Raw genomic sequence first — 26,208 nt, 5'->3', positions numbered from 1 at the left:
TTTCGAATATCGGTTATTCGGGGTGCGACTTGGAGTCGCGCCCCGAATGGGGAGGCTAATTACTTCGTGTGACCTTTGATCCAGTTGAAGGCATTGCTGAATGCTTCCATCCATGGAGTCACCTGATCGTTCTCTTTGCGGTCAGTCGGGTAGAAACCACACTGCCAAGGGAAGATTGCACGTTCAGGGTGAGGCATCATCGCTAAGTGGCGACCATCTTTCGAGCAAACACCGGCAGTTGCAAATGCAGAACCGTTCGGATTGGCAGGATATGCGTCGTAGTTGTATTTCGCGATAATGTTGTATTGCTCTTCACCGTAAGGGAATGAGAATTTACCTTCACCGTGAGCCACCCAAACACCGATTTTGCTACCAGACAATGAGCCCAGCATCACCGAGTTGTTTTGAGGAATCTCAAGAGTCACGAAGTTCGATTCGAATTTGTGTGAATCGTTATGCAACATCTTGTGTTTCAGTTCGTGCTCAGGGTATATCATTTCAAGTTCGGCCATCAGCTGGCAACCGTTACAGATACCGAGACTCAACGTGTCAGGGCGAGCCATGAACTTGTCGATAGCCGCTTTCGCTTTCTCGTTGAAGAGAATACCACCGGCCCATCCTTTAGCAGAACCCAGAACGTCTGAGTTAGAGAATCCACCGCAGAATACCACCATGTTTACATCTTCCAATGTTTCACGACCGCTGGCAAGGTCAGTCAGGTGAACGTCTTTCACGTCGAAACCTGCCAGATACAAGGCGTAAGCCATCTCGCGTTCGCCATTAGTACCTTTATCACGGAGGATAGCTGCTTTGATGCCGCTTGCCTCGTGGCGTGGGTTGAGGTTGTATTGTGACATTTTACCGGTGAAAGCCTGGTTGAACTTCCACTCGATAGGCTGTTGTTTGTAGTTTTCAAAACGTGCTTTGGCACAAGCTTCACCGCTCTGTTTGCGATCAAGCAGGTAAGAAGAAGAGTACCACAGGTCACGCAGGTAGTCGATGCCCAACTGGTATTCGATACCCTCTTTGTTGATCAGGATGTGACGCTCGTCGCATGGTTTAGCGATGCGGAGGAATCCTACGCCAGCTTCTTCCAATGCTTTCTCTACAGCAGTTTTGTCTTTTACCTGAATGATTACGCCCGGATTTTCTGCGAAAAGGATTTTGATGATATCTTCTTCGTCGATTTTATCCAGCGTCACTTCCAGACCGCCTTCTACATTGGCAAAACACATTTCCAGCATAGTGGTAATCATACCACCGGCAGAGATGTCGTGACCGGCAAGGATCAGTCCTTTCTCGATCAATCCCTGGATAGTCATGAATGCGTCAGCGAAATACTCAGTGTCTTTGACAGTCGGCACTTCCATGCCGATTTTGTTTTGAGCCTGAGCAAATGCAGAACCGCCGAGTTTGAATGTGTCAAATGAGAAGTCGATGTAGTAAAGGGCAGTTCCTTTTTCCTGTACCAAAACAGGTGAAACCACTTTCTTGATGTCGCTAACTTCACCACCGGCAGAGATGATTACGGTTCCCGGAGAAATTACTTTCTCGTCGCCGTATTTCTGTGTCATCGACAATGAGTCTTTACCGGTCGGGATGTTGATGCCGAGGTCGCAAGCAAACTGGCTACATGCTTCCACTGCTTTGTACAGGCGGGCATCTTCACCGGCGTTGCGGCAAGGCCACATCCAGTTGGCAGAAAGAGAAACGCTCTCCAATCCGTCTTTCATCGGAGCCCACACGAGGTTGGTCAATGATTCGGCAACAGCCAAAACAGAACCGGCTTCAGGGTCAGCCATCGCTGCCTGAGGAGCGTGGCCGATAGAGGTTGCGATACCCGCTTCGCCTTTGTAGTCAAGGGCAACCACACCACAGTCGCTCAATGGCAACTGCAATTCACCCTGACATTGCTGGCGGGCGATTTTACCGGTTACCGAACGATCCACTTTGTTGGTTAACCAGTCTTTACAAGCCACCGCTTCAAGTTGAAGAACGGTTTCGATATAGTTGTGGATATCAGAAGTCTGATATTCCGGTTCTTTGTAAGATTCAACAACTGTGCTGTCGGTCATCACGGTACGTGGCGGTTTACCGAACATCATTTCCAGTTGAAGGTCGATAGGTCGTTCGCCGTCAGCTTGTTCGAATACAAACTTCATGTCGCCGGTAGTTTCACCCACTACGTACATCGGAGCGCGTTCGCGTTCAGCGATTTTTTGTACACGTTCGATATCTTTTTCTTTGATGAGCAAGCCCATACGCTCCTGGCTCTCGTTACCCACGATTTCTTTAGCAGAAAGAGTAGGGTCGCCTACGGGAAGTTTGTCCACGTGGATCAGACCACCGGTAGTCTCTACCAACTCAGAAAGCGAGTTAAGGTGACCGCCTGCACCGTGGTCGTGGATAGATACGATTGGGTTTTCATCCGCTTCGGCCAATGCACGGATTACGTTGGCTACGCGTTTCTGCATTTCCGGGTTGGCACGTTGTACGGCATTCAGCTCAACGGCATTTTCGTAGTGACCGGTATCCACGGATGATACGGCACCGCCACCCATACCGATGCGGTAGTTATCACCACCCATTACCACTACTTTGTCGCCTACTTCAGGCTCGCCTTTCAAAGCGTCTTTCAAAGTACCGTAACCGACACCTCCGGCCAACATGATTACTTTGTCGAATCCGTATTTTTTATTGTTTTCTTCGTGCTCGAAAGTCAGGACAGAACCGCAGATCAGCGGCTGACCGAATTTGTTACCGAAGTCAGATGCACCGTTTGATGCTTTGATCAGGATTTGTTCTGGAGTCTGGTACAACCATTTGCGTTCCGGCATTGCACCTTCCCATTCGCGAACTCCATCGGTACGTGGGTATGAGGTCATGTAAACGGCAGTTCCGGCGATTGGCAAACTCGCTTTACCTCCGCCGAGACGGTCGCGGATCTCACCACCGGTTCCGGTAGCAGCCCCATTGAAAGGCTCAACGGTAGTCGGGAAGTTGTGCGTTTCCGCTTTCAGGGAAATAACGGTTTTGATATCTTTTACCTGGAAGAAATCAGGTTTGTCGGCAGATGCAGGAGCGAATTGCTCCACAACAGGACCTTCGCTGAAGGCAACGTTGTCTTTATAGGCAGAAACCAGCTTGTTCCAGTTGGTTTCGGAAGTCTTTTTGATGAGTTTGAAAAGCGAGCTCTCTTTTTCTTCACCGTCGATTACGAATACGCCGTTGAAAATTTTGTGACGGCAGTGCTCAGAGTTTACCTGAGAGAAACCGAAGATTTCGCTGTCGGTCAGTTTGCGTCCGATTTTTTCACTTACTTCATTCAGGTAAGCCACTTCGTCGTCGCTGAGAGCCAAACCTTCCTGTTGGTTGTAAGCCGCGATGTCCGTAATGTGCAAGATGGGCTCCGGCTGTTTGTTAACGGTGAAAATTGTTTGATTCAAACCATTGTACATGCGCTGCAACATCGGGTCGTGCGCTGCATTTTCGTCAGCAACAGGGAAATACTCCTCGATGCGGGTGATGCCGGTAATGCCTACGTTGAGGGCGATTTCCACGGCATTGGAACTCCATGGAGTAATCATCTCCTTGCGGGGACCTACAAACCAACCTTCGATAGAGTCGGCTTCGATTGGCGTTGCTTCACTAAACAGCCAAACCAGTTTGCGTGTATCTTCGGCAGATAACGCATGGTTTACTTCAACGGCAAGAACCGTTTTAGCAGGATTTTGAAAAAATCGAATCATTGTATTGAGTTACAAGTTACTAGTTACAAGCAAAGATTCCACTCTTCCCGATTGAAACCGGGACTCCCCTTTATGATAGAGGGAGGTCGGGAAAATTGCTGCAAAAGTAACCATTTTTTCTCAGAGCCTTTCTATATAAACCGTTATATTTTAGGCGAAATGGGGCGTTACAGGTCGTCCGGATTTGAATGCAATTGTTTTGAACTTACTCTTTTTTATAATAATGGAAAATGAGAGTCGGTAGAAATCCCGTCCTGCGCCTGTAGAAATTTTTATATCTTTGCATCCCGATAGATGAAACACAATCTGTTACTTCGTGGACGAAACAATCTCAATTATACTCAAAGGCATATTGATGGGCGTGCTGGTATCGGCACCTATGGGCCCAATCGGAGCGCTTTGCATTCAACGGACTCTTAACAAAGGGAGGTGGCATGGATTTGTCACCGGTGTTGGTGCGATGCTATCTGACGTGGTGTATGCCGTGATGGTGGGGATGGGGATGAGTTTTATCGTCAATTTCATCTCTTCGTTTAAGGATATTATTCAGATTATGGGTAGCGCCCTGTTGCTGGGATTCGGGGTGTTCCTCTTCCGTTCCAACCCAATCAAGGCATTTCGCCAGCAACGGAAAAACATCACGACCTACACACAGGATTTTGTGACGGCATTTTTGCTTACGCTTTCCAATCCGCTGATTATCTTTCTATTTATCGCACTCTTTGCCCGTTTGAATTTCTACAACGCCGACTTTTCATTCGGTCAGCATATTCTCGGTTTTGTCTCCATTGCCGTGGGAGCCTTGCTTTGGTGGTTGTTGGTGACTACGCTTTTCGGCAAATTGCGTGACCGCATCAATCTGCGCCGCCTTTGGGTGGTAAACCGCATCATTGCCGGCATCATCATTGCCATTTCTCTGATTGGCCTTATTTACAGCACCTTTGCCGAGGTAAAAACCACTCACGCTTATCACTCCGTGAAGCATATCTGTAGCTTTTCGGTAAAAGATTAAACCAACTAAATCTTCATTTCTCCGGTTATGAAAATCGGATGGAAAATGCTATTTTTACATTTCTATTCGATTAACCCATAAATCACAGAAAATGAAGAGTGCAAATATCCCATATTTACCCCAATTGGCTGAACTGGATGAAGAACGTATCATCCAATTGATGGAAGAAAAAGCCACCCGTCAAAGCATTGATCACGTCAATTGGCCGCAGTTTCACTACAAACCGATTGCCGCCTACTCCATAGCACATGATGCGGACCGCATTTATATCCATTTTTTTGTAAGGGGGAATTGCCTGAAGGCGCTTTATACGGAAGACCAGTCGCCGGTGTGGACCGACAGTTGCGTGGAATTTTTCGTACAGCCGCCGGGTAGCGAGTTTTATTATAACTTCGAATTCAACTGCATCGGTACCTGCTACGCCGCCAAACGCAGTAGTCGCGACGATTTTGCGTTACTTACGGCGGATGAACTGGCGCAGATAAAACGATATCCCGCCTTAGGGCATAAGCCGTTTCAGGAAATGGAGGGCTTGTTTGTCTGGGATGTTCTCGTTTCGATTCCCTTTTCTTTGATTGGTCTTGATGGAAAGAACCTCCCGGATAGCATCCGTGCCAATTTCTACAAATGTGCCGACGGTACCATCCTGCCGCACTACCTGAGCTGGAATCCCATAGAAACACCGAAGCCGGACTTTCACCGACCGGAGTTTTTCGGGGAGCTTTTCTTGCAAAAACCGTAAGATTTCACCTTTTACATGCAATAACGCTTATTTTATCAGCGGCATCGCTCAAATTTACAGCGATGCCGCTGTTTTTTTAAGCGAATACGCTCATTAAAACAGCGAATTCGCTGTTTATTTCAGCTATATAGCTTAATTTATGAGCGAATGCGCTTAAATATTCAGCGATGTCGCTGAATATTTAAGCGGTAAGGCTGTCTTTTTCAGCGATTATTGTTATTTTTGGTGCAATTGCCTATTTCTAAAACACGTATGCTATGGAAAAGATTAATCCCATTCTTCTGATTCGCCGCGAAATGAGCAAAAGGCACATGACCGCTGTTGACCTGGCTAAAAAACTGAACCTGCATCCTTCTACGGTAAAAGTGATGCTGCATAGTGATACCATTCAGGTGCAGCGACTGCTGGAAATCTCTGAAATTCTCCAGTATAATTTCTTACTCGAAATAGCATCGACCTTATCGTATTCCGAACCAAAGATAGAATCGGTTGCGACGGTAGAAAATTCTTCTTCGGCACAAGACGACCACATCAAAGAGCTGGAAATGGAGGTTAAAATATTGCGGCAAACGCTGAAAGAGATAGTGGGGAAAGGGTGAGAATAAGAAGGCTGAAGGCCTGATATATCCTAGCCCAGGACAACGTCCTGGGTAGAGGATGAATCATATAAATGGAGCCCTGAAGGGGCGATATAAAACGGGTTATGTTCCTATATCGCCCCTTCAGGGCTCGGTTGGTCTTGGTATTCATGCCCAAGGCGTTGCCTTGGGCTAGGATATACAGGGCTTTCAGCCCGGGAAATACACACAGATGATATTGACTGCCTTTAGTGGTTGAACCCTTTCAGGGTTCGGCCTCTGCTTTTCACACATTCCCCGGGTGAAACCCGGGGAACAAGGATAAATGATGCCCGAACCCTGAAGGGGTTCAACAATCCTATTTATCATCTGATACATCATCTTCTTCCCTTTTCTCCTCATTCTTCAACGCCTCAAAGCCCGAAACTACATCAAACAACTCCTCATCAATGAGGCTCTGGCGCAGGCTGTGGAATTTGTGTTGCAGGTCATCGAGCAGTTCGTCGATGTTTTTTTCGGCCCGTTGCATGGCGGCCAACCGACTTGCATTTTCGCTCATCAGCGATTCGGCGAGGGCTTTGAAGAGTGACACGAAGAGGTATTCGCGAATCAACGCTGCGAGGGTTTCCTTTTTCCCACCGATCACCTCGGGTAGATTCCCGGAAGGCCAGTGCAGTTCGGCAATGGAATCCCGCCACGTCTCATCCAACGGCAGCCACCGCTGTACGGTCGGGGTATAACCGGCTCCCGGTTTCGGTTGATTGTGGTAGAGGTAGATTTCAACATCGGGGGAATTCTCCCGGAGCAGTTCACTTTGATTGAGCAACTGGGCCACCAGCGGTGTGATGGCCTTGACCGATTGTGGTACGGCAAAGAGATGTTGAAGGTTTAATCCCGAATCCGCCAGTAGAAATTGTACCCGTTCCCCCACGGCCCACACCTCTTGTTTGCCTTGCATTTCCCTTAATGAAGCAATGACATAATCCGCCAGTGTATCATTGAATTGGCCTACCAATCCCTGGTCGGAACCCAATACGATGGCGCATATCGTGCGTTCTTCTTCCTTCTTAGACGTTTTATGTTCCCTACTTCGGGTTATTTTCTCTTCCCTGAAATAGGCCAGAATCCCCAGCTCCACGGTGCGGAAATAGTCGCCCAACGAACTCACCGCTGACTCGTACTGCCCGATGTTGGAGGCAGCCACGGCTTTCATGGTGCGGACGACCGATTTTATTTTTCCGGCGCCCTCCAGTTTGCGGCGTAGGCTTTCGAGGGTATCCATGAGATTGAGATTTTTTATTCTATCGACCGACTCTCTATGAGCGAGTCGGTCGAGGTGCATACTCGAAGGCCTCGCTCATAGAGAGGCCTTCGATAAACATTAGTCAATTTCAAACGCCTTCAATATCTGCCCGGCAAAATCAAGAATAAAACTACGGTCCTCATCGCTGAATGCCGTTCCGGTATAGATACGGTCGAGCAATTCGGCGGGTAGTTGGGGACAAGCCTCAAGAAGTGCGGCTTCGGCAAGCTTCATGTCATCGATGGAAATGGAGTCAAAGTGCCCTTCGGTAAGCGCCAGCAGCACCACGATTTGTTCCGCCACGGAAAGCGGATGCAGCTCCGGTTGCTTCAACCAGGTGCGGATGCGTTTGCCATGCTCAATGATTCGTTTGGTATTATCATCCAGTCGGGTACCGAATCGTGCATAGTTTTCCAGTTCTTCAAATTGGGAATAGGCCAGTTTCAGGCTGCCCGTTACAGTGCGATAAGCTGGGAGCTGCGCCTTTCCACCCACACGGGAGACCGATTTACCCACATCCACCGCGGGCAGGATGCCCAGCTCGAATAGTTTAGGAGAAAGGTAAATCTGACCGTCGGTAATCGAAATCAGGTTCGTTGGGATGTACGCTGATATGTTTTGCGCCTCCGTCTCCACAATGGGTAGAGCCGTCAGCGAACCGCCCTTCAGCTCGTCACAAAGGTGGGTGGCACGTTCCAACAAGCGGGAGTGAATATAGAAAATATCTCCGGGGAAAGCCTCCCGGCCGGGTGGCCGTCGCAACAACAGCGAAAGTTCACGATAGGAACGGGCATGTTCTGTCAGGTCGTCATAAATAACCAGCACATCACGTCCCTGCTCCATAAAATATTCGCCAATGCTGGTGGCGGCGTAAGGCGCAATGTATTTCAGTCCCGGCGGATTGTTGCCTTCGGTGGCTACGACCACGGTGTAATCTATAGCACCGTGATGGCGCAGGTTAGCAATCACCTTGGCGACCGAAGCCGCACGCTGGCCGATGGCACAATAGATGCAAATCACATCTTTTCCCCGTTGGTTGATGATGGTATCAACCGCGATGGCGGTCTTGCCCGTCTGCCGGTCACCCATGATTAGCTCGCGTTGGCCACGCCCTACGGGAATGAGTGCATCAATTGCCTTGATGCCGGTTTGCAGCGGCATGGATACCGCAGAACGGTCCATGATGGGATGGGCGGGACGCTCGATGGGCAGCCGTTCGGTAAAGGGTATTGTACCCAGACCGTCCATCGGTTCACCCACCGGATTGATGACCCGTCCGATGACCGCATTTCCCACCGGAATATCCATGACCCGGCCTGTTCGCTCCACCTCATCGCCCACGTGCAGAAGCCAATCTTCACCCAGCAGGATAACGCCGATTTCGTCTGCATCGATATTGTAGGCAATGCCGTACACATCACCCGGAAACCGGAGCAGTTCTTCAAACCCCACACCGGGCAGTCCGGAGACACGGGCGATACCGGAAGTCACACTGGTAACCGTTCCAATCTCCCGCGGTGAAAGCGTGAAAAGGTGCTGCTCCCTGTTTTTCTCTAATTGGTCAAACAGGTCAGTGACGATAGTATGTAAGTCATTCTTCGGCATCCTTATCTGCTTCGGGTTTTGCTTTTATTGTTTCAGTGATGGCAGATTGCAGCGAATGCAGGTATTCGTCAATGCTCCAGTCTATTTTGTGACCGTTGGCGATGAGTTCGATTCCGCTGACCAAGTGAGGCGACGTTTCGAAGTGACATTGCGGCCGGATGCCTGTTATTTGCGAAACGGCATTTACGATTTCCGTTTGTTGTTTTTCATTCAGGAGAAATGCGCTATGTACCTTTACCGGCTGGCAGTTTTCTTTGAATAAAGCATTAAACTGCTCTTTTTCTTCACCCGACAGTGAATTTATTTTTCGGATAAATGCAGCAACGGCCTGCTCTTCCAGTTCGGTAGAGGCCAGTTCGGTAAAGACCTTGCGGGCAATGGCAAAGATTTCCTCCTGTGCCTTTTGGCGGATTTCCCTGCTCAGGCTTTCCTGCGCTTCGGCTAATACCGCCTTCAGGTTGTCCCGCAATACTTCGGCATCGTGTCGCGCCTCTTCAAGCAGTTGTTGCCGCTTCTCGTTGGTTTCGGTGGTAAATGCACTCATCAGCGCCTGCTTCTCCTGCTCGAAAGCTTCATTCTTTTGGATAAACTCCGCTTGCTCCTTTTCAGCTTCCGCTTTGATGGCTTCGGCCTCTTTGAGTCGGGCTACGATTTTTTTCTCCCGTTCTTCCACCGCTTTGAGAATGGGCTTGTAGAGAAACTTCTTCAGTAACCAGACGAGGATGAGGAAGTTGATGATTTGCGCAGCGACTATAAACCCATTTATTTCCATAGCTAATTATTTTCCAATGATGTAATTCCAGAACGGATTGGCAAAAATGAGAATCATCGACACCACAAAGCAGTAGATGGCGATGGATTCAATCATGGCCAGACCCACAAACAGGGTGCGGGTGATGGTGGGTGCGGCGTCGGGCTGCTGGGCGATGGAGTTGAGTGCCGACGAAACGGATTTCCCTTCTCCGACAGCCGGAATCATGCATCCGATAGCGGTGGCAAGACCCGCCGTTACAATGGATGCGACTGCGATAATTGTTGTACTGTCCATTTTGACCTCCTGTGTATTATTGTTATTCTTCGTGTTTTGCTTCCTGTACGGCTGCGGTGATATAGACCGTTGCCAATACGCTGAAAATATAGGCTTGTACCATTCCGACCAGCAAGCCCAGCGCTTTCATCACGATGGGAAAAATAAGCGGGGTAATGCTCAACAGGATTCCCACAATCATTTCACCGCTCATGATGTTTCCGAAAAGACGGACGGCCAGTGCCAGTGTGCGGGTAAATTCGCTAATCAGGTGAAACGGCATCATGATGACTGATGGTTTCAAATACGATTTCAGGTAATTTCGAATACCGTTTTCCGAAATACCAAAGATAGGCACGGCGAGAAATACTGAAAGTGCCAGTGCCGTGGTCGTTGAAAGTGAGCCGGTCGGCGGTTCGTAAAACGGGAAAATGATACAACTGTTTGACGTAGCGATAAAGAGAAACAGCGTGCCGATATAACCGATGTATTTCTCCGGACAAGGCAGGCCGATGTCGCGGATTTGGTTGTTAATGGTCGTGACCAACGTCTCCAGGATGCACTGCCAGCGGGAGATGTGGATGTCCGTTTTTAAGTTTCGGGTGACGAGCCATGACGCGAGAACGAGCGTGAGCATGATTGCCCACGTCATCACCAGGGTCATGTTGATGGTAATAAATCCATGTTCCCAGAAAACCGTTTCGTCCGGACTCAGCTTCATCGCTTACTCTTTTTGCTGTTGAATCATCTTCTCGTCACGGTTTTTCGTGTAACGAATGACCAGCATTCGCGCCAGCGCAAAACCAACTACACAGACTAATAACCGTTGCCAGCTACCGGCCCCGATGAGGTAAAATCCAACCATCGTAACACTCAAGCGAATAATCAGACTCCCGGCAAACCATAACGCCGGAATCCTGGCCTGAACCGCTTTCCTGACTGTCCACCAAAGGCCGCCAAAGAAGAACGTTCCCAATACAAGGCCTGTGATCAGAGCCAATATCATGTAAATTACATCATTCATCTTTTTTCTCCTCCTTGTTATCGTTGATTTCGTTCCGTTCTTTCGAAACCCAGCTCCAGGCTAGCACGCAACCCAGGAAAAGACCACAGACCAGTCCGGTCAGTGTCCAGGAAAAAGATTGCGGATAACTGTCGTCCAACCATACGCCAACGGCAGTGCCGATCAATGTAGGGATGACGACCGACCAGCCGACCAGCCCGAACATGCTCAGCCCAAACCAGACGCTCTGCTTGCGGCCGCGTTGGGCTTTTAGTTTTAGTTGCTCTTTTTCGCCCACCTTGCGGGTGAAGGAGTCTGTGCTTTGTTTTTCTTCCGGTATCATAATTGTTCTTTTCGAAGTTTTTCAATGCTTGCCACCAGTCCGCTCTCCATTTTATCCATCACCGTACGAAGTTGGGTTTCGCTTTCATCGGTCTGGACGAATTCTTTTTCTACTGCTTCCTTTAATTGTCCCAGACTGGCGCCACCAATGGCATTTCGTACAGAGACAAGAACCTCTGTTCCCGCTTTTATCAAAATGCCTTCGTCGATGGCGATGTAGTGCTCTTCGTTATTGGCCTCATACATGAAAATGCCCGGAACCAATGCTGTGACGCAATCCAGCCGTTGAGGAAGCAGTCCGTACGAACCGGTCGCCGTCTCCAGTACAATCCGGCAGACACCTTCCGTCTCTGTGTAAATGCGGAATGGAAGCAGGATTTTCAGATGCATCAGTTGTTCCATTTTTATCCGGATTTTTTCACCTCATCAATGCCACCTATCATGTAAAAAGCGCCTTCGGGATAATCCTTGAACTCATCCGCCAGAATGCGTTCGCAACCGTCAAGCGCATCCTGCAAGCTCACTTCGCGCCCTTTGATGCTGCTGAAATGTTCCGTGGTAAAGAAGGGTTGCGAGAAGAATCGTTCCAGCCGCCTGGCGCGGTTCACCAGATTGCGGTCGCTCGTGGAGAGCTGTTCCAGACCGAGCATGGCGATGATATCTTTGAGGTCTTCGTATTGTGCCAATGTCTGCCGGATTTGCTGGGCCAGATTGTAGTGGCGCTCCCCGATGATGCTGGGTGTCGCCATTTTCGAACCAGATTGCAACAGGTCGATGGCGGGATAAAGCCCTTCGCTCGCCTTTTTCCTCGAAAGCACGATGGAGGCTGAAAGGTGTGAGAAGGCATGCACGGCCGATGGGTCAGTCAGGTCATCGGCGGGAACGTAAATTGCCTGGATGGAGGTAATTGCTCCCGTATCGGTATTGGCAATGCGCTCTTCCAGTTTGGATAATTCTGTTCCCAAAGTCGGTTGGTAGCCCATGCGCGAAGGCATTTGCCCCATCAGTCCGGAGACCTCCATGCCCGCCTGGATAAAACGGAAAATGTTATCAATCAGTAACAGCACATCCCTGTGTTCATCGTCGCGGAAATATTCCGCCATAGTCAGCGCAGCATGCCCTACCCGGAAACGGGCTCCCGGCGGTTCGTTCATTTGTCCGAACATCATCACCGTATTGTCAAGCACACCAGCCTCTTTCATATCGTGGTAAAGTTCGTGTCCTTCACGGCAGCGTTCGCCGATACCGCAAAACATACTCACGCCCTTATTGTGCCCCACCATATTGTGAATCATTTCGGTCAGCAGCACCGTTTTACCAACGCCAGCACCGCCGAAAAGTCCGGCTTTTCCGCCCCGTTCGAGGGGAATCAATACATCAATGGCTTTGATTCCTGTCAGGAAGATTTCCGATTGTGTCGAACGTTTGGAGAGCGGGGGGGGGGATTGGTGGATGCTTCGTTGTTCCAACTTGGGTAATGGCTCCTTTTTGTCAATGGTATTTCCGAAAACGTCAAACATCCGTCCCATGATGTGACTGCCTACCGGGACAGTCAACTGTTTGCCGCTGTTGAAAACTTCTGTACCGCGGGACAGACCCTGAGTCGGCGTTAAAGCAATACCGCGAACGCTTTGGGCATCGAGCTGGGTCAATACTTCGATGGCGATTTCCCGGTTTTTTCCGGTATATAGCAGGGTATAAATGGCGGGTAACTCCTTTTCAAAACGCACGTCCACGACGCTGCCTCTCACGGCAATGACATTTCCGCAAGCCCGGTTTTCGCTATTATGTGCAGCGGGGATTGACATTTCTCATGGATTTAGTGCGGCTCTTTATATATAATAACAATTCAACGTCCAACTATTCCTGATTTTCCGCTAAAAATTGAAGGATGAATTCATTACAACCTTTTACCTTTGCGGCAAATTAAGAATTCATCTAAATATCATATCTAACAAAAAGAATTATGGCAAACAGAATTTGTGAACTTCTGGGAATAAAATACCCCATTGTGCAAGGGGGAATGGTGTGGTGCAGCGGCTGGGAACTGGCTTCTGCGGTGAGTAATGCCGGTGGACTCGGATTGCTCGGAGCTGGCTCGATGTACCCGGAGATTTTGCGCGACCACATTCGCAAATGCAAGGCGGCTACCGATAAGCCTTTCGGTGTAAATGTACCGCTGATGTATCCGCAGATTGAGGAAATCATGAAGATTATCGTGGAGGAAGGCGTGCAGGTGGTGTTTACCTCTGCCGGAAATCCGAAGGCGTGGACTTCGTTTCTCAAGGAAAAAGGCATCAAAGTGGTGCATGTGATTGCCAACGGTAAATTTGCCCAAAAGTGCGAAGAGGCCGGTGTGGATGCTATCGTGGCGGAAGGCTTCGAGGCGGGCGGTCACAACGGGAAAGAGGAGACAACTACCTTCTGCCTGATTCCGCACATTCGTCAAATCACCTCGTTGCCGTTAATTGCTGCGGGTGGTGTGGTGACCGGTCGCAACGTATTGGCTGCAATGGCGCTGGGTGCGGAAGGTGTGCAGGTAGGGACGGCATTCGCTCTGTCTGCTGAGAGTTCAGCCAGTGACGAATTCAAGCGTCGTTGCCTGAATTTGCCGGAAGGCGAAACCAAATTGTCATTGAAGAAGGTCTCTCCGACGCGCCTGGTGAAAAACGAGTTTTTCCAGCAAATCTATGAACTGGAGTGCAAAGGCGCTTCGGCTGATGAACTGAAAGAAATCATGGGTAAAGGGCGTCCGAAAAAAGGAATGTTCGAAGGCAACATCAATGAAGGAATGCTTGAGATTGGCCAGGGTGCAACGCTGGTCAAAGAGATATTGCCTGTGAGCGAGATTATGAAGAATATGGTGGCCGAATACAATTCAGTATTAAGCAGATTGCAAGGGTTGTAGGAGCATTTTTTCTCGAAATATATTATCCTGATTAATTTTCTGAGTTGAGGAGAAATTAGTGAATAACAGGCAGATGCAGTATTCCCCGCGTCTGCCTGTTTCTATTTTCAACGGAAATAGGGCTCTATCTGTGTTATTTGTGATATATTTGTAACGTTATAGTAATACCATGGAAAGAGCATTATCCGGAATTTATGATTAGAGCTTATACCACTTTAAGTTATACTCAATCACATGATTTTCGGATACACTTAACCACTTCAAGTTAATTACATCAGGATGACAATGAAAGATTTACCTACTCAGACAGCATCAACACAGATGGAGGAAAACAGTGTCCTTAAAACGATTACAGCGGACCGGAACAGAACCAATCTTCTGAAAAAATGGGAACAAAATGCAATTGCATATTTAGTCCAGCGAATACCTTCCTGGATTAGTTCGGATATGTTGACAGCGATAGGTTTTTTGGGAGCAGTGATTATTTTCCTGAGTTTTGTGCTGGCAACCTATGTAAACCGGAATTTGCTTCTGTTGGGCGTTTTAGGATATGCAATCAGTTGGTTTGGTGATTCGCTGGACGGACGCATTGCCTATTACCGGCATAAAGAGCGGAAATGGTATGGCTTTTCTTTGGATATTACCGTTGACTGGTTGGGGATTATGCTGATGGGACTTGGATTTGTCGTTTATGTGCATGATGCCTGGGAATTGGTAGGTTTCGCCCTGGTAGCCTTGTATGGATGGGAAATGATGACCGCATTGTTGCGCTACAAGATTACCGGAAAATATTCCATTGATTCGGGAATAATGGGCCCTACAGAAGTCAGAATCATTATTTCGTTACTGTTGGTTCTCGAAGTTGTTTTGCCGGATTCATTGCTATATAGTTTATCCTTGCTGGCAATATCTCTTTTCATTGCCAATATTGTTGACTCCAAAAATCTTCTGGCTTTAGCCAATGAACGAGACGCCGAAGAGCGGGAAAAACGCAAGGAAAAACAAATCGTCTGATTCTTAAAATCATGAGATTAATATACACAGGAAGGATTGTCTTACCTTTTGGGGAGAGGCAATCCTTCTTTTTTGAAGGAGAAAGCGTAAAGATATTTCAGGGATGAAGTTAAAACCGGACGAAAAGTTAACGGCTTTTTTTCTTCCCTCAAATTAATTATCTTTGCCGTCCTGCCCCTGAATAGGGGATCAACAACGCGATAAATTAATTACTTACTATATGGAACTTACAGGAAGAATCATTCAAATCCTGCCGCTTCAGTCGGGACAAGGAAAAAATGGTGTTTGGAAAAAACAGGATTACATCATCGAAATGGGTGGACAATACCCTAAAAAAGTTTGTTTCAACATCTGGGGAGACAAGATCGATACTTTTGCCATTCAGATGGACGAAGAATTGAAAGTGGACTTCGACATCGAGAGCCGCGAATTTAACGGCCGCTGGTACACCGATGTACGTGCCTGGAATGTAACCCGTGTAGCTGCCGGTGCCGGAGCTGTTCCTCCTGCTTTCGAGCCGAAGCCTGCCGATTTCCTGCAACACGCTCCCGGCGAGGATATGCCTTTCTAAACGAAATCGTTTCAGGATAAATAGAAAAGCCGCTTAATCAGTCATGGTACTGGTTAGGCGGCTTTTTTATCCCTCTTGATTCAATCGAGAGGGGGCGCGTTTATAACGCTTTAATATCTCAAAAGGGAACAGAGAATGGATAATTGAGCCTGTAATATTTGCAATTAACTACCATTTGATGCGTCCCAACCCTGGGAATCTCAGCCCAGCCCTCGGGCTGCCATTCCCAACCTTGGGAAACCTTGCCTACATGCTGGGCGGACTTTCCCAAGATTGGGAATGTTAGTTTTTGGGCTCAGGCGAACTTTCCCAACGTTGGGATTCTTTCCCCAGTCCCCAGGGAGACTTTCCCAACGTTGGGACGGCTTCCTTCGCTTGCGAAATCATTTTCCCAATAAGATTTTTCATCCAAAATGGCCAAAACAGAGTGTCCGACGCGTCGGAATCCTCCACCGAGGGGTCAGGCAATGATTCCGACATGCCGGAAAGCCAGCCCAGCCCTCATGCGAACATTCCGACGCGTCGGAAAGTCTCTTTTTGACCAAAAACAAAGAATCCGACGCGTCGGAATGGTTCCCCAGCTCGTGGTGGGACTTTCCGACACGTCGGACGATAAAAAAGATAGCCCCGAAGAATTTCCCTTCGAGGCTATCTGTCTGTTTTCTTTGCATTTCTTTGTGGTACAAACTTAATTACAATTATTCCTGCAATTCTCATCTCCCTGCTCTATCTGAATCGTAGCATGTTCGATGTGAAAATGGTTATGCAGGTGCTTTTGCACTTCGTAGATAAAGGTATTATCTGTTTCACAACAAGTATTGAGGTGAACGGTCAGGGCAGCATCGGTCGTACTCAGTGCCCAGATGTGCAGGTCGTGAATGGTTGATACTTCGGGTAAAGCTTCGAGGTATTTGCGCACCACTTCGATATCAATGTGTTCGGGGACGGCATCCAGGCCTAGATTGACCGAATCAATCAACAGGTGGACGGTGCTGTAGAGAATCACCGCAATGATGATAAACGAAACCACCGAGTCAATCCAGGTAATACCCGTAAATGCTATAATCACCCCGGCAACTACCACGCCCAGCGATACCAGCGCATCGGCCACAAAGTGGACAAAGGCGCTACGGATGTTTAGGTCGTTCTTTTTCCCTTTGACAAACAGCCATGCCGTGAAACCGTTGATCACAATACCAATAGCCGCCACCAGAATGACATCCTGTGATTTTATCTCCAGCGGTTTGCCTAGCCGGTGAATTGTCTCCCACAGGATAAAGCCGATGGCCACCAGTAGCAGGACGGTATTGAGCAATGCAATCAGTATCGTGGAACGCCGGAATCCGTAGGTAAAGCGAAGAGTCGGTTTTCGCTGAGAGAGAATAACGCCAATCCAGGAAAATGCCAGTGCCAGCACGTCGCTGAAGTTGTGTCCAGCATCGGCTACCAGTGCCATCGAATTGGCGAGATAACCGTAGACAACTTCGATTATGGTAAATACAATATTGAGTGCAATACCAATTTTAAAGGCATTATCCAGATTGATTTCGTGATGATGTTCGTGATCGTGTACCATAACTGTTTAAATTAATCACAGGCCATTTCACCCGCATTCTTTTTCGCAGAAAGCAGGTTATATGCTCCTTTTATAACAACTTTCGCTTTCGTTTGGTCGAAACTGTCGGGCAGGATTATTTCTGTGTATCCTTCGTCACTCACCCCTTTGCGAACCTGTACCATACGGTATTCGGTAAAGGGTTTGCCTCCTTCGCTCTTATTTTTCTCAAAGACAAAAATATAATCCTTGTCGTCGAAGCTCACCACGGCATCCGAAGGCAGGGTGGTAACGTTGTTGACCGTTCCTTCCACAATGGCGTTGGCATACATTCCGGGCATTACGTTTTTGCATTTACCCGTAACTTTTGCATATACCTTATAAGTCTTGTCGGCGTTGATCAGGTTACCCGTTTGGTAGATCACGGCTTCGTGCTGTTCGCTTTCATTGTTGATGTAGAAACGAATCTTCTGACCGGATGAAACTTTATCCGCATCTTTCTCGAAAAGACTCAGCTCAAGTAGCAGTTGGTCGCTGTTGACAATCTCAAACAGCACATCCGAAGGGGCAACAGATTTTCCGATGCTGATGTTGACCGCTTTTACGTATCCGGAAATGGGCGAGGTCACCGCTACTGACCGCCTGATATTGTTCATCGTGAGCTTACCGGTATTGATGCCGATGAGTTCGAGTTTTTGGCGAAGGGCGGTCAATTGTACCTTCAGCGTCTTGTATTCCGAAGTCACCTGCTGTACGTTTTTCTGCGAATAAACATCCTCTTTGTAGAGGTCGTTGTGGCGTTTGTACTCCGCCTCTGCATATTCGAGTTTGCTTTTTACCTCCAGGTAATTTTGCTGTAAATCGACAAACTCAGGGTTTTCCAGTATGGCGAGCGTCTGCCCTTTGCGAACCGTATTGCCCGGCACAAGTGAAGTGCTTTTGACAAATCCGCCCATCGGCATACAGACGGTTGCGAGGTTTTGCGGGGCAACTGCCACCTGCCCGTTAACCTTGAGTGTACCGCTCAGGGAACGCATCTCGATTTTGCCGAGTGAGATTTCGGCAAGTTTGATTTGGTCTGCCCGAAGCTCTACGATGTCTTCGGGAAGAACTTCCTCTTCTTTTTCTGGTTTGGCTTCGGCTTTTTTGCCGCCGTTACAGGACGTGGCGGCTATGATAAATGCCGCTATGATGGATATGGAAATGAATTTATAGGGTTTCATAAATGACCTTGAATTAAAAGATTTTACCTGAAATATTCTCAATACTGATCACCACCTGATTATAGCTGTTCAGCGCATCAAGGTAATTTTCGCGAATAGTCAATGCCCGGCTCAGGCTGAGGATATAGTCCACATAATCCATTGCACCGGCCTTGTAGCTGCCTGATGCCTGACGGATAATCAGGTCGGCTTCGGGCAATGCCTGCTTTTCGTAGTAGTTGAGGCTGTTGCTGTACTTCGCATATTCGCCGAGCAGCGATTTGTAACTTCCGGCAATGGTTTTCGAGTAGTTTTCAGAATTTATGCGGGCTTCCTGCTCTTTGAGTTTTGCGGATTTTGACCGGGCCGTATTGGCAGTGAACCAGAGCGGCACGGAGATACCTGCCAGAATACCGTTGAAGCGGTCATTCGGGCCGAAAGTGCGGGATATTCCATTCACCTCCTGCGTACCCCGCATGGTCTGGCTGAAGTAGCCAATGGTGAGATCGGGCAGCATTTTGCTGCGTTCGAGGTTTTTCTCCATGCGGGAAACCTCTACCTGTTGCTGCATATATTTGACCGAAGGGTTCTGAGCTACAACGGTATCAAGCTCTGCTGTAAACGGGATGCGGAACAAGACTGTATCCGCCGGGATTAAAGCCGTTTCAGCATTCAGCAGTGTCTGTAACTTTTGCCGGAAGATGTCGATGTCCACATTCACCTGTTGCATCCGGTTTTTCACCTCCAGACTTTGGGAATGGGCGCTAATCATCTCGATGCGGTTCGTTTCACCACTGCGGGCACGGAGTTCGGCTGCCCGGTAGAAGCCCGTATAAAGGCTGTCCTGATAAGCGAGCAATTTGCGCAACGAATAGAGATAAGTCAGCTGCCAGTAGGTCTGTTTCACTTGTGTGGCCACTTCGAGCCGGGAGTTTTGGTGTTGCCACTGGCTGCTTTTGATATTCGCTTTGGCCAGTTTGCTTTGGTTGGCATACACCGTGGGGAAGGCAAACGACTGTGATACGGTGAAACTGTTGTCTTTTGACCAGGAGTTGAACTGCCCGTATTGCCCTTCGAGGACGGTTTTCGGGATATCCCAGGCCGCATCTTTGAGCGCCTTTTGCGCTTCGACATTGTAGCCCGACGAGCGGATGGTCAGGTTGCTGTTGAGCGCCAGTTGTATGGCTTGTTGCAGATTTAGCCGAACCGTCTTTTGTGCGCTTCCCGTTGTGAAAAGAGAGATTCCGATGATGAACAGCATTGCGGTCTTTGTGAATTTGCCCTGAACCATTTTCCTGAGGTTTATTCTGGAAAATAAGATGTAGAAGACCGGCAGTACGATCAGCGTGAGCAATGTCGCTGTAATCAATCCGCCGATAACGACCGTGGCTAACGGTTTCTGTACCTCGGCTCCGGCAGAGGTGGAAATGGCCATCGGTAGGAAACCGAGCGAAGCCACCGCAGCGGTCATAATCACCGGGCGGAAACGTGTACGAAGGCCTTTCAGTACCCGTTCTGTGATATCGGTCAGACCCTCTTTTTCCAAACGATTGAATTCTGCAATCAGTACGATGCCGTTGAGCACCGCGACCCCGAAGAGCGCGATAAATCCGACACCCGCCGAAATGGAGAAGTTCATACCACGCAGCCAGAGTGCCACCACACCGCCGATGGCCGACATCGGTACGGCAGAGAAGATGAGCAATGACTGTTTCACCGAGCGGAAGGTAAAGAAGAGCAGCAGGAAGATGAGCGCCAATGCTACCGGTACGGCCATAGCCAGGCGGGACTTCGCCGCTTCGAGGTTCTGGAATTGTCCGCCGTAGGTGACGTAATACCCGGTCGGGAGCTTGATTTCCTTGTCGATGCGTGAAGAGACCTCATTGATTACGCTTTGTACGTCGCGGTTGCGGACATTGAATCCGATGGTGATGCGGCGTTTGGCATTTTCACGGGAAACCTGAGCCGGCCCCGATTTGATTTCTATATTGGCCAATTGCTCCAGCGGAATCTGGCCGCCGTTGGGAAGGGCTACCGACAGACTGCGTACATTGTCAAGGCTTTGGCGGTAATCCTTGTCAAGACGAACCACCAGTGCAAAGCGTTTTTCACCATCGAAAACCACTCCCGCCTGACTTCCGGCAAAAGCAGCCCGCAATACTTTGTTGATATCTTCGACAGACAGGCCATATTGCGCCAGTCGGTCACGGTTATATTCGATCTGGACCTGTGCCAGTCCGGTCACTTTTTCCACATTGATGTCTTCGGCACCTTCTACCTCGCGGATGATTTTCTCTACTTTGGCCGCTTTATCAGCCAGTTCCTCGAGGTCATCTCCGAATATTTTCACCGCAATGTCCTGTTTCGAACCGGATAGCAATTCGTTGAATCGCATCTGTATCGGTTGCTGAAATTCGAATTTCACCCCGGCCAGTGCGACCAGTTTCTCTTGCATCTTTTCTACCAGCTCTTCGCGGGTCTTGGCCGATGTCCATTCGCTTTTATCTTTCAGCGTAATGATGTAGTCGCCCGTTTCCATCGGCGTGGGGTCGGTCGGGATTTCACCCGCCCCGATTTTACAGACGGTATGTTTGATTTCGGGGAAATTATCGAGCAGGATTTTATTGGCTTTTTTCACCTGTTCCACGGTGTGAGTCAACGAACCGCCCTGTAAAGTCATGACTCCGGCGGCTAAATCCCCCTCTTCAAGTTGCGGGATAAATTCGCCTCCCAATCGGGTGAACAGGAAAATGCTGGCCAGAAACAATGCCACGGCAGAAACGGTTACCGCAAGCTTCCGTCTCAGGGCAAGTGCAATCACCGGGTTAAACGCCCGCTGCATTTTCGCCATCAATCGGTCGGAGAAATTCGGTTTATGTTCCGTTTTTTTACTCAGGAAAATAGAGGACGCAACCGGCACATAGGTCAATGACAAAATTTCCGCTCCGAGCAGGGCAAATACCACCACTTGCGCCATCGGCTGGAACATTTTTCCCTCAATGCCGACCAATGCCATGATGGGCAGGTAAACGATGAGGATTATCAGCTGTCCGAAGGTGGCCGAGCTCATCATCCGTTTGGCGGAATCGAGTACATTTTCATCCATCTGCTGCTGGGAAAGCCTTTCCACACCAATGTGATGGTGCTTACTCATCGTGATGCGGTGAACCACACTTTCGACGATAATGACCGCCCCATCCACAATCAGACCGAAGTCGATGGCGCCAAGACTCATCAGGTTGCCCGATACGCCGAAGAGGTTCATCATCGCAATGGCAAACAGCATCGAGAGCGGAATCACCGATGCCACAATCAGCCCCGCCCGTATATTTCCCAATAAGAGAATCAGGACGAAAATTACAATGAGCGCCCCCTCAATCAGATTCCGGGAAACGGTGCCGATGGCTCTTCCCACCAGATCGGAACGGTTGAGGTAAGGCTCGATTTTCACTCCTTCGGGCAAAGACTTCTGAATAGACTCTATGCGGTTTTCCACATTGTCAACCACTTCATGAGCATTCGCCCCTTTGAGCATCATCACCACACCGCCTACCGCCTCGGTCGTATCGATGACCAACGCTCCATAGCGTGTAGCGTTTCCATACTGGACAGTGGCCACATCGCGTATCAGTAACGGCATGCCTGACGGATTGGTTTTTACCACGATTTTCTCAATATCCTCTTTATTCTTCACCAATCCGAGACTGCGGATAAAGTATGAGGTCGGATTTTTGTCGATGTAGGCGCTCCCGGTATTCTCGTTGTTCTTTTCCAGTGCGTCGAAGATGTCGGTCAGCGTGATGTTCATACTGCGAAGCCGGTCGGGATTGACCGCGATTTCGTACTGCTTGACAAAACCACCGTAGCTGTTGATGTCGGCGACACCGGACGTTCCCAACATGGCACGGCGAACCACCCAGTCCTGAAGCGTGCGGAGCTCCATCGGCGTGTAGCGTTTTTCATGCGCCTTATCCACCGAAAGGCGGTATTGGTAGATTTCACCCAGCCCGGTGGAAATCGGAGCCAGTTCAATCTTTGCCAGACCGGCTGGAATTTGTTCTTCGGCCTCTTTCAGCCGTTCGGAGAGCTGCTGCCGTGCCCAGTAAACATTGACATTATCTTTGAACACAACGGTAATCACCGACAGCCCGAGGCGGGAGATAGAGCGGAGTTCCACAATGTCGGGAATATTGGCAACAGCCACTTCGATGGGAGCCGTGACCATGCCTTCCACTTCCTGAACGGCTAGCGAAGGTGCAAGGGAAATAATCTGGACCTGATTGTTGGTGATGTCGGGAATCGCATCCACCGGCAGGCGGGTGAGCGAGTAGCCACCCCACGCGATTAGCGCCACCACAAACAGTCCGATAATGAATTTATTCTTAATCGAAAATTGAATGATACGTGCTATCATTTTGAAAAGAAATTGAGTTAGTCAAATGTGAATAGGAATGGCAATGCACATTATATCCAAAAGAGGAGACAAATGCATCGCATAAGGTTGTAGGTCTCAATGTCTTGAAACTACAATCCTGTGAAAAAATAAAAGAGACTAACCCAGCTTAGGCGGTTGCCAGAAGGAGTTGTAATGGGAAGAAATATACGATGCCGTGTAAGCAACAATGCACTTTTGCATCATGATTACCGGTTTGAAATCAAAGTAATGATAGTGATTAATCATCAGTGGAGCGCTATGAGTACAAGTGCAGAACGGAGTGCAATTGTCGTCGCTATTATCGTGATTATCTGAAGAGGTTTTTGTTATCGCGGTTTTGCACAACACATTATCCCCCGGCTTATCTATGCAAGGATAGATGGTCAGTGCGAGGATGTAAAGGGATAATATAGTTGCTAAGTATTTCATCTTGGTGCAAAGATAAAATAAATCAGATAATAAACATATTGAGATAATGAGCAAATCCCTCCCGTAAACCGATTGCCGGTTTGTTTGCCATTTATACGAGGAAAAAGAATATTTTTGTAAAGTCAATCAGAACGGCAAAATACTTTGTTATAAGTTTTGACGTTAATCAAACTGTAAAAATCTGTGGAGAGCTCTGTTCTCTTACTCCACCAACTCAATCTGAAATGAAAAAGATACAACTCATATTCCTTTCCCTGCTCATTGCCACGACACTGTTTTCCCAAAAGAAAATCTTTATCTCCGGCTATGTGACTGATGCCGAGAATCACAGTCTGGAGAAGGTGCATGTGCAGCAGTGGAACTCTCCCAACGGTATTACGACCAAAGAAAACGGGTTCTACGAAATAGCAGTTCCGGACAAAGATACCGTGGTGCTGGTCTATTCCTGCGTGGGGTACAAAAAGATTAGCCGGACGCTGATCAAACCGGCCAGACGGGTTTTCCTGAATGTGAAAATGGAATCATCCTCCACCGAGCTGAAGACTCTGACCGTTACGGCCATGCGCCGCCAGATGGATATGATGCAGCGGATTGATGCGAATAAGGTGAAATTCCTGCCGGATGCCGCGGGGGGCAACATCGAGTCGCTGATTGTGACCTTTGCCGGAGTGCATTCCAACAATGAAATGAGTTCGCAATACTCGGTGCGTGGTGGAAACTTTGACGAAAACCTCGTCTACATCAATGGCGTGGAGGTTTATCGTCCGTTGTTGGTCCGGGCCGGGCAACAGGAGGGTCTGAGTATCATCAACCCCGACATGGTGGGTTCGGTCGATTTCTCTGCCGGCGGATTCGAAGCACGCTATGGCGACAAGATGTCGTCGGTACTGGATATCACCTACAAAAAGCCGAAAGCCTTTGAAGGTGCTGTTTCTGCCAGCTTGTTGGGCGGGACGGCTTATGTGGGAACCTCTTCCGGTAAATTTACCCAAATGCACGGCATCCGTTACAAACAAAACCGCTCGCTGCTCGGAACGCTCGATACCAAGGGGGAATATAATCCGTCATTCTTCGATTACCAGACCTATCTGACCTATACGTTCAATGACAAGACCGATGTGAGTTTACTGGGTAACATTTCCCAAAATAAATACAACTTTATCCCGCAGGAGCGCAATACTTCCTTCGGTACATTGTCTGAAACCAAACGCTTCAAAGTCTATTTCGACGGTCAGGAGCAGGATTTGTTTGAGACCGGATTCGGAACCCTCTCGTTGAATTACCATCCCAATAAAGAGACCGAACTGAAGCTGTTGACTTCCGGCTTTATCACCCGTGAAAAGGAGACCTACGATATCTCCGGCCAATACTGGTTGAGCGACGTAACCGGCGATGCCTCAACGGGTAAAGTGGCTGATGAACAAACCGTCGGTGTCGGGACATATATGCAACACGCCCGCAACCGCCTTTACGCCCGTGTACTTTCGGTCGGGCACCAGGGGATTCGAAACTGGGAAAACAACCGCCTGCAATGGGGATTAAATCTGCAATCGGAATATTTCCGCGATAAAATCAGTGAGTGGGAAATGCGCGACTCCGCCGGTTATTCGTTAGATCATACATTGCATTATACAGGTAATGGGGCCAGCATCTATTATAACCTGAACCGACCCGATACCACTGTGACCAACCATCGCTTTTCCACCTATTTGCAGGATACCTATAAGCTGCGGGGCGATTACGGCGTCTTCTCGGTGACGGGAGGCGTGCGCGCTTCTTACTGGAGCTTCAACAACGAGTGGATCTTCAGCCCGCGCTTCTCTGCGGCGTGGATTCCTGCCTGGAAAAAGGATTTTACCTTCCGCGCAGCTAGTGGCATTTACTATCAGGCGCCTTTTTATAAAGAATTCAGGGAAATCAAGACTGATACTATAACAGGAAATTCCCGTATTCAACTTAATTCCAATATCAAGTCGCAAAAGTCGGTGCAACTGGTGGTGGGTACGGACTATACCTTTACCCACAATGGTCGTCCCTACAAACTGACGGTGGAGGGCTATTACAAAAAACTGAGCAACCTGATTCCTTACGTGGTGGACAATGTGCGCGTCCGCTATGCCGGTAAGAATATGGGGGACGGATACGCCACCGGACTGGATTGCAAACTTTTCGGCGAATTTGTGCCGGGTACCGATTCATGGGTGAGCTTTTCGTGGATGAAGTCGGAAGAGAACATCAACGGTGTCAAAATGCCGTTGCCGACCGATCAGACCGCCAGCTTCACCATGTTCTTCCAGGACTACTGGCCCACCAACCCGAAATACAAGCTCAACTTGAAGATGATCTGGGCTTCCGGGCTTCCGGTAACAGCCCCTCAAGTGAGTGATCCGGAACATGAGTTTGTCGGAAAATATTTCCGCACTCCGGCTTACCGCCGTGTGGATATCGGCCTTACCCGCCAGTTGGTCGGGGGCGAAGACAAGTGGATGAAGAAACCCATCCTCCGCTACTTCAAAAATATCTCCCTCGGTGTCGATGTATTTAACCTGCTCGACATCAAAAATACCAACTCTTACTACTGGGTTTCAGTAATTGATAAAGATAAAAGTCAGTATGCCGTACCCAACTACCTGACTTCTCGTCAGCTGAATGTAAGGGTGATGGGGGAATTTTGATGATGGCACACGGATGACACAGATGCTGCGCAACACGGATTTTCACGGATAAGAAATA

21 protein-coding genes are annotated in these 26,208 nt (G+C 48.7%); 7 read left to right on the top strand and 14 right to left on the bottom strand.

The features are described from left to right. Nucleotides 1-59: 59 nt before the first annotated feature. Nucleotides 60-3,749 carry a phosphoribosylformylglycinamidine synthase gene (gene purL / locus MLE17_RS06915; protein ID WP_243348023.1) on the bottom strand — a complete coding sequence of 1,230 codons (3,690 nt, stop codon included), beginning with the start codon at nucleotides 3,747-3,749 and terminating at the stop codon, nucleotides 60-62. 316 nt (nucleotides 3,750-4,065) lie between these two features. On the opposite strand from purL, the gene MLE17_RS06910 reads away from it, so the two are divergent. The 3 genes from MLE17_RS06910 to MLE17_RS06900 all read left to right on the top strand — a co-directional run bounded on the left by MLE17_RS06910 (nucleotide 4,066) and on the right by MLE17_RS06900 (nucleotide 6,102). Beyond that, nucleotides 4,066-4,761: a LysE family translocator gene (locus MLE17_RS06910; RefSeq protein WP_410795601.1), complete on the top strand. Its 696-nt coding sequence runs from the start codon at nucleotides 4,066-4,068 to the stop codon at nucleotides 4,759-4,761. 91 nt (nucleotides 4,762-4,852) lie between these two features. Then, nucleotides 4,853-5,503: a carbohydrate-binding family 9-like protein gene (locus tag MLE17_RS06905; protein ID WP_243348022.1), complete on the top strand. Its 651-nt coding sequence runs from the start codon at nucleotides 4,853-4,855 to the stop codon at nucleotides 5,501-5,503. Between the two features lie 257 nt (nucleotides 5,504-5,760). After that, nucleotides 5,761-6,102 (top strand): helix-turn-helix domain-containing protein, encoded by a 342-nt coding sequence (locus tag MLE17_RS06900; RefSeq protein WP_243348021.1) that lies wholly within the window; start codon nucleotides 5,761-5,763, stop codon nucleotides 6,100-6,102. Nucleotides 6,103-6,439: 337 nt separating this feature from the next. Here MLE17_RS06900 and MLE17_RS06895 read toward each other — a convergent pair whose 3' ends face one another. The 9 genes from MLE17_RS06895 to atpD form a co-directional block, all read right to left on the bottom strand. Continuing rightward, entirely contained in the window at nucleotides 6,440-7,363 is a 924-nt protein-coding gene (locus tag MLE17_RS06895) for a F0F1 ATP synthase subunit gamma (RefSeq protein WP_243348020.1), read from the bottom strand. Between the two features lie 99 nt (nucleotides 7,364-7,462). Continuing rightward, nucleotides 7,463-8,989, bottom strand: coding sequence for an alternate F1F0 ATPase, F1 subunit alpha (locus MLE17_RS06890; RefSeq protein WP_262920294.1), 1,527 nt, complete (start codon nucleotides 8,987-8,989; stop codon nucleotides 7,463-7,465). After that, on the bottom strand, nucleotides 8,976-9,761 hold the full coding sequence (locus MLE17_RS06885; protein WP_243348019.1) for a F0F1 ATP synthase subunit delta: 786 nt from the start codon (nucleotides 9,759-9,761) through the stop codon (nucleotides 8,976-8,978). The genes MLE17_RS06890 and MLE17_RS06885 overlap by 14 nt, the downstream gene beginning before the upstream one ends. Before the next feature lie 6 nt (nucleotides 9,762-9,767). Next, a complete protein-coding gene (locus MLE17_RS06880; RefSeq protein WP_243348018.1) occupies nucleotides 9,768-10,037 on the bottom strand; it encodes a F0F1 ATP synthase subunit C in 270 nt (89 codons plus the stop codon). A gap of 22 nt (nucleotides 10,038-10,059) precedes the next feature. After that, nucleotides 10,060-10,737: a F0F1 ATP synthase subunit A gene (locus MLE17_RS06875; RefSeq protein WP_243348017.1), complete on the bottom strand. Its 678-nt coding sequence runs from the start codon at nucleotides 10,735-10,737 to the stop codon at nucleotides 10,060-10,062. Between the two features lie 3 nt (nucleotides 10,738-10,740). Then, complete coding sequence (locus tag MLE17_RS06870; protein ID WP_243348016.1) at nucleotides 10,741-11,040, bottom strand: ATP synthase subunit I; 300 nt, start codon at nucleotides 11,038-11,040, stop codon at nucleotides 10,741-10,743. After that, nucleotides 11,033-11,362 carry an AtpZ/AtpI family protein gene (locus MLE17_RS06865; RefSeq protein WP_243348015.1) on the bottom strand — a complete coding sequence of 110 codons (330 nt, stop codon included), beginning with the start codon at nucleotides 11,360-11,362 and terminating at the stop codon, nucleotides 11,033-11,035. The genes MLE17_RS06870 and MLE17_RS06865 overlap by 8 nt, the downstream gene beginning before the upstream one ends. Next, the gene (locus MLE17_RS06860) at nucleotides 11,359-11,763 is read right to left on the bottom strand and encodes a F0F1 ATP synthase subunit epsilon (protein ID WP_243348014.1); all 405 of its coding nucleotides are present in this window, start codon (nucleotides 11,761-11,763) and stop codon (nucleotides 11,359-11,361) included. The genes MLE17_RS06865 and MLE17_RS06860 overlap by 4 nt, the downstream gene beginning before the upstream one ends. 2 nt (nucleotides 11,764-11,765) lie before the next feature. Further along, nucleotides 11,766-13,169 (bottom strand): F0F1 ATP synthase subunit beta, encoded by a 1,404-nt coding sequence (gene atpD, locus MLE17_RS06855; protein WP_243348013.1) that lies wholly within the window; start codon nucleotides 13,167-13,169, stop codon nucleotides 11,766-11,768. A 158-nt stretch (nucleotides 13,170-13,327) separates the two neighbouring features. Between atpD and MLE17_RS06850 the strand changes: the two genes are divergently transcribed. The 3 genes from MLE17_RS06850 (at nucleotide 13,328) to MLE17_RS06840 (ending at nucleotide 15,854) form a co-directional block, all read left to right on the top strand. Further along, a complete protein-coding gene (locus MLE17_RS06850; protein ID WP_243348012.1) occupies nucleotides 13,328-14,269 on the top strand; it encodes an NAD(P)H-dependent flavin oxidoreductase in 942 nt (313 codons plus the stop codon). Nucleotides 14,270-14,554: 285 nt separating this feature from the next. Next, nucleotides 14,555-15,283, top strand: a complete 729-nt coding sequence (locus tag MLE17_RS06845) for a CDP-alcohol phosphatidyltransferase family protein (protein ID WP_243348011.1) — start codon at nucleotides 14,555-14,557, stop codon at nucleotides 15,281-15,283. Between the two features lie 220 nt (nucleotides 15,284-15,503). Further along, nucleotides 15,504-15,854 carry a DUF3127 domain-containing protein gene (locus MLE17_RS06840; protein WP_243348010.1) on the top strand — a complete coding sequence of 117 codons (351 nt, stop codon included), beginning with the start codon at nucleotides 15,504-15,506 and terminating at the stop codon, nucleotides 15,852-15,854. Between the two features lie 688 nt (nucleotides 15,855-16,542). Here MLE17_RS06840 and MLE17_RS06835 read toward each other — a convergent pair. The 4 genes from MLE17_RS06835 to MLE17_RS06820 form a co-directional block, all read right to left on the bottom strand. Beyond that, entirely contained in the window at nucleotides 16,543-17,430 is an 888-nt protein-coding gene (locus MLE17_RS06835; protein ID WP_243348009.1) for a cation diffusion facilitator family transporter, read from the bottom strand. 11 nt (nucleotides 17,431-17,441) lie between these two features. Beyond that, nucleotides 17,442-18,632, bottom strand: a complete 1,191-nt coding sequence (locus MLE17_RS06830) for an efflux RND transporter periplasmic adaptor subunit (protein ID WP_243348008.1) — start codon at nucleotides 18,630-18,632, stop codon at nucleotides 17,442-17,444. A 13-nt stretch (nucleotides 18,633-18,645) separates the two neighbouring features. Beyond that, entirely contained in the window at nucleotides 18,646-23,025 is a 4,380-nt protein-coding gene (locus MLE17_RS06825) for a CusA/CzcA family heavy metal efflux RND transporter (RefSeq protein ID WP_243348007.1), read from the bottom strand. A gap of 138 nt (nucleotides 23,026-23,163) precedes the next feature. Continuing rightward, entirely contained in the window at nucleotides 23,164-23,475 is a 312-nt protein-coding gene (locus MLE17_RS06820; protein ID WP_243348006.1) for a DUF6660 family protein, read from the bottom strand. A gap of 224 nt (nucleotides 23,476-23,699) precedes the next feature. On the opposite strand from MLE17_RS06820, the gene MLE17_RS06815 reads away from it, so the two are divergent. Then, a complete protein-coding gene (locus MLE17_RS06815) occupies nucleotides 23,700-26,150 on the top strand; it encodes a carboxypeptidase-like regulatory domain-containing protein (RefSeq protein WP_243348005.1) in 2,451 nt (816 codons plus the stop codon). The last annotated feature ends 58 nt before the right edge of the window (nucleotides 26,151-26,208 follow it).

The sequence above is a fragment of the Parabacteroides sp. FAFU027 genome, assembly GCF_022808675.1.
Lineage (GTDB): Bacteria > Bacteroidota > Bacteroidia > Bacteroidales > UBA7332 > CAXXIC01.
This window is presented reverse-complemented; position numbering and strand designations above follow the sequence as displayed.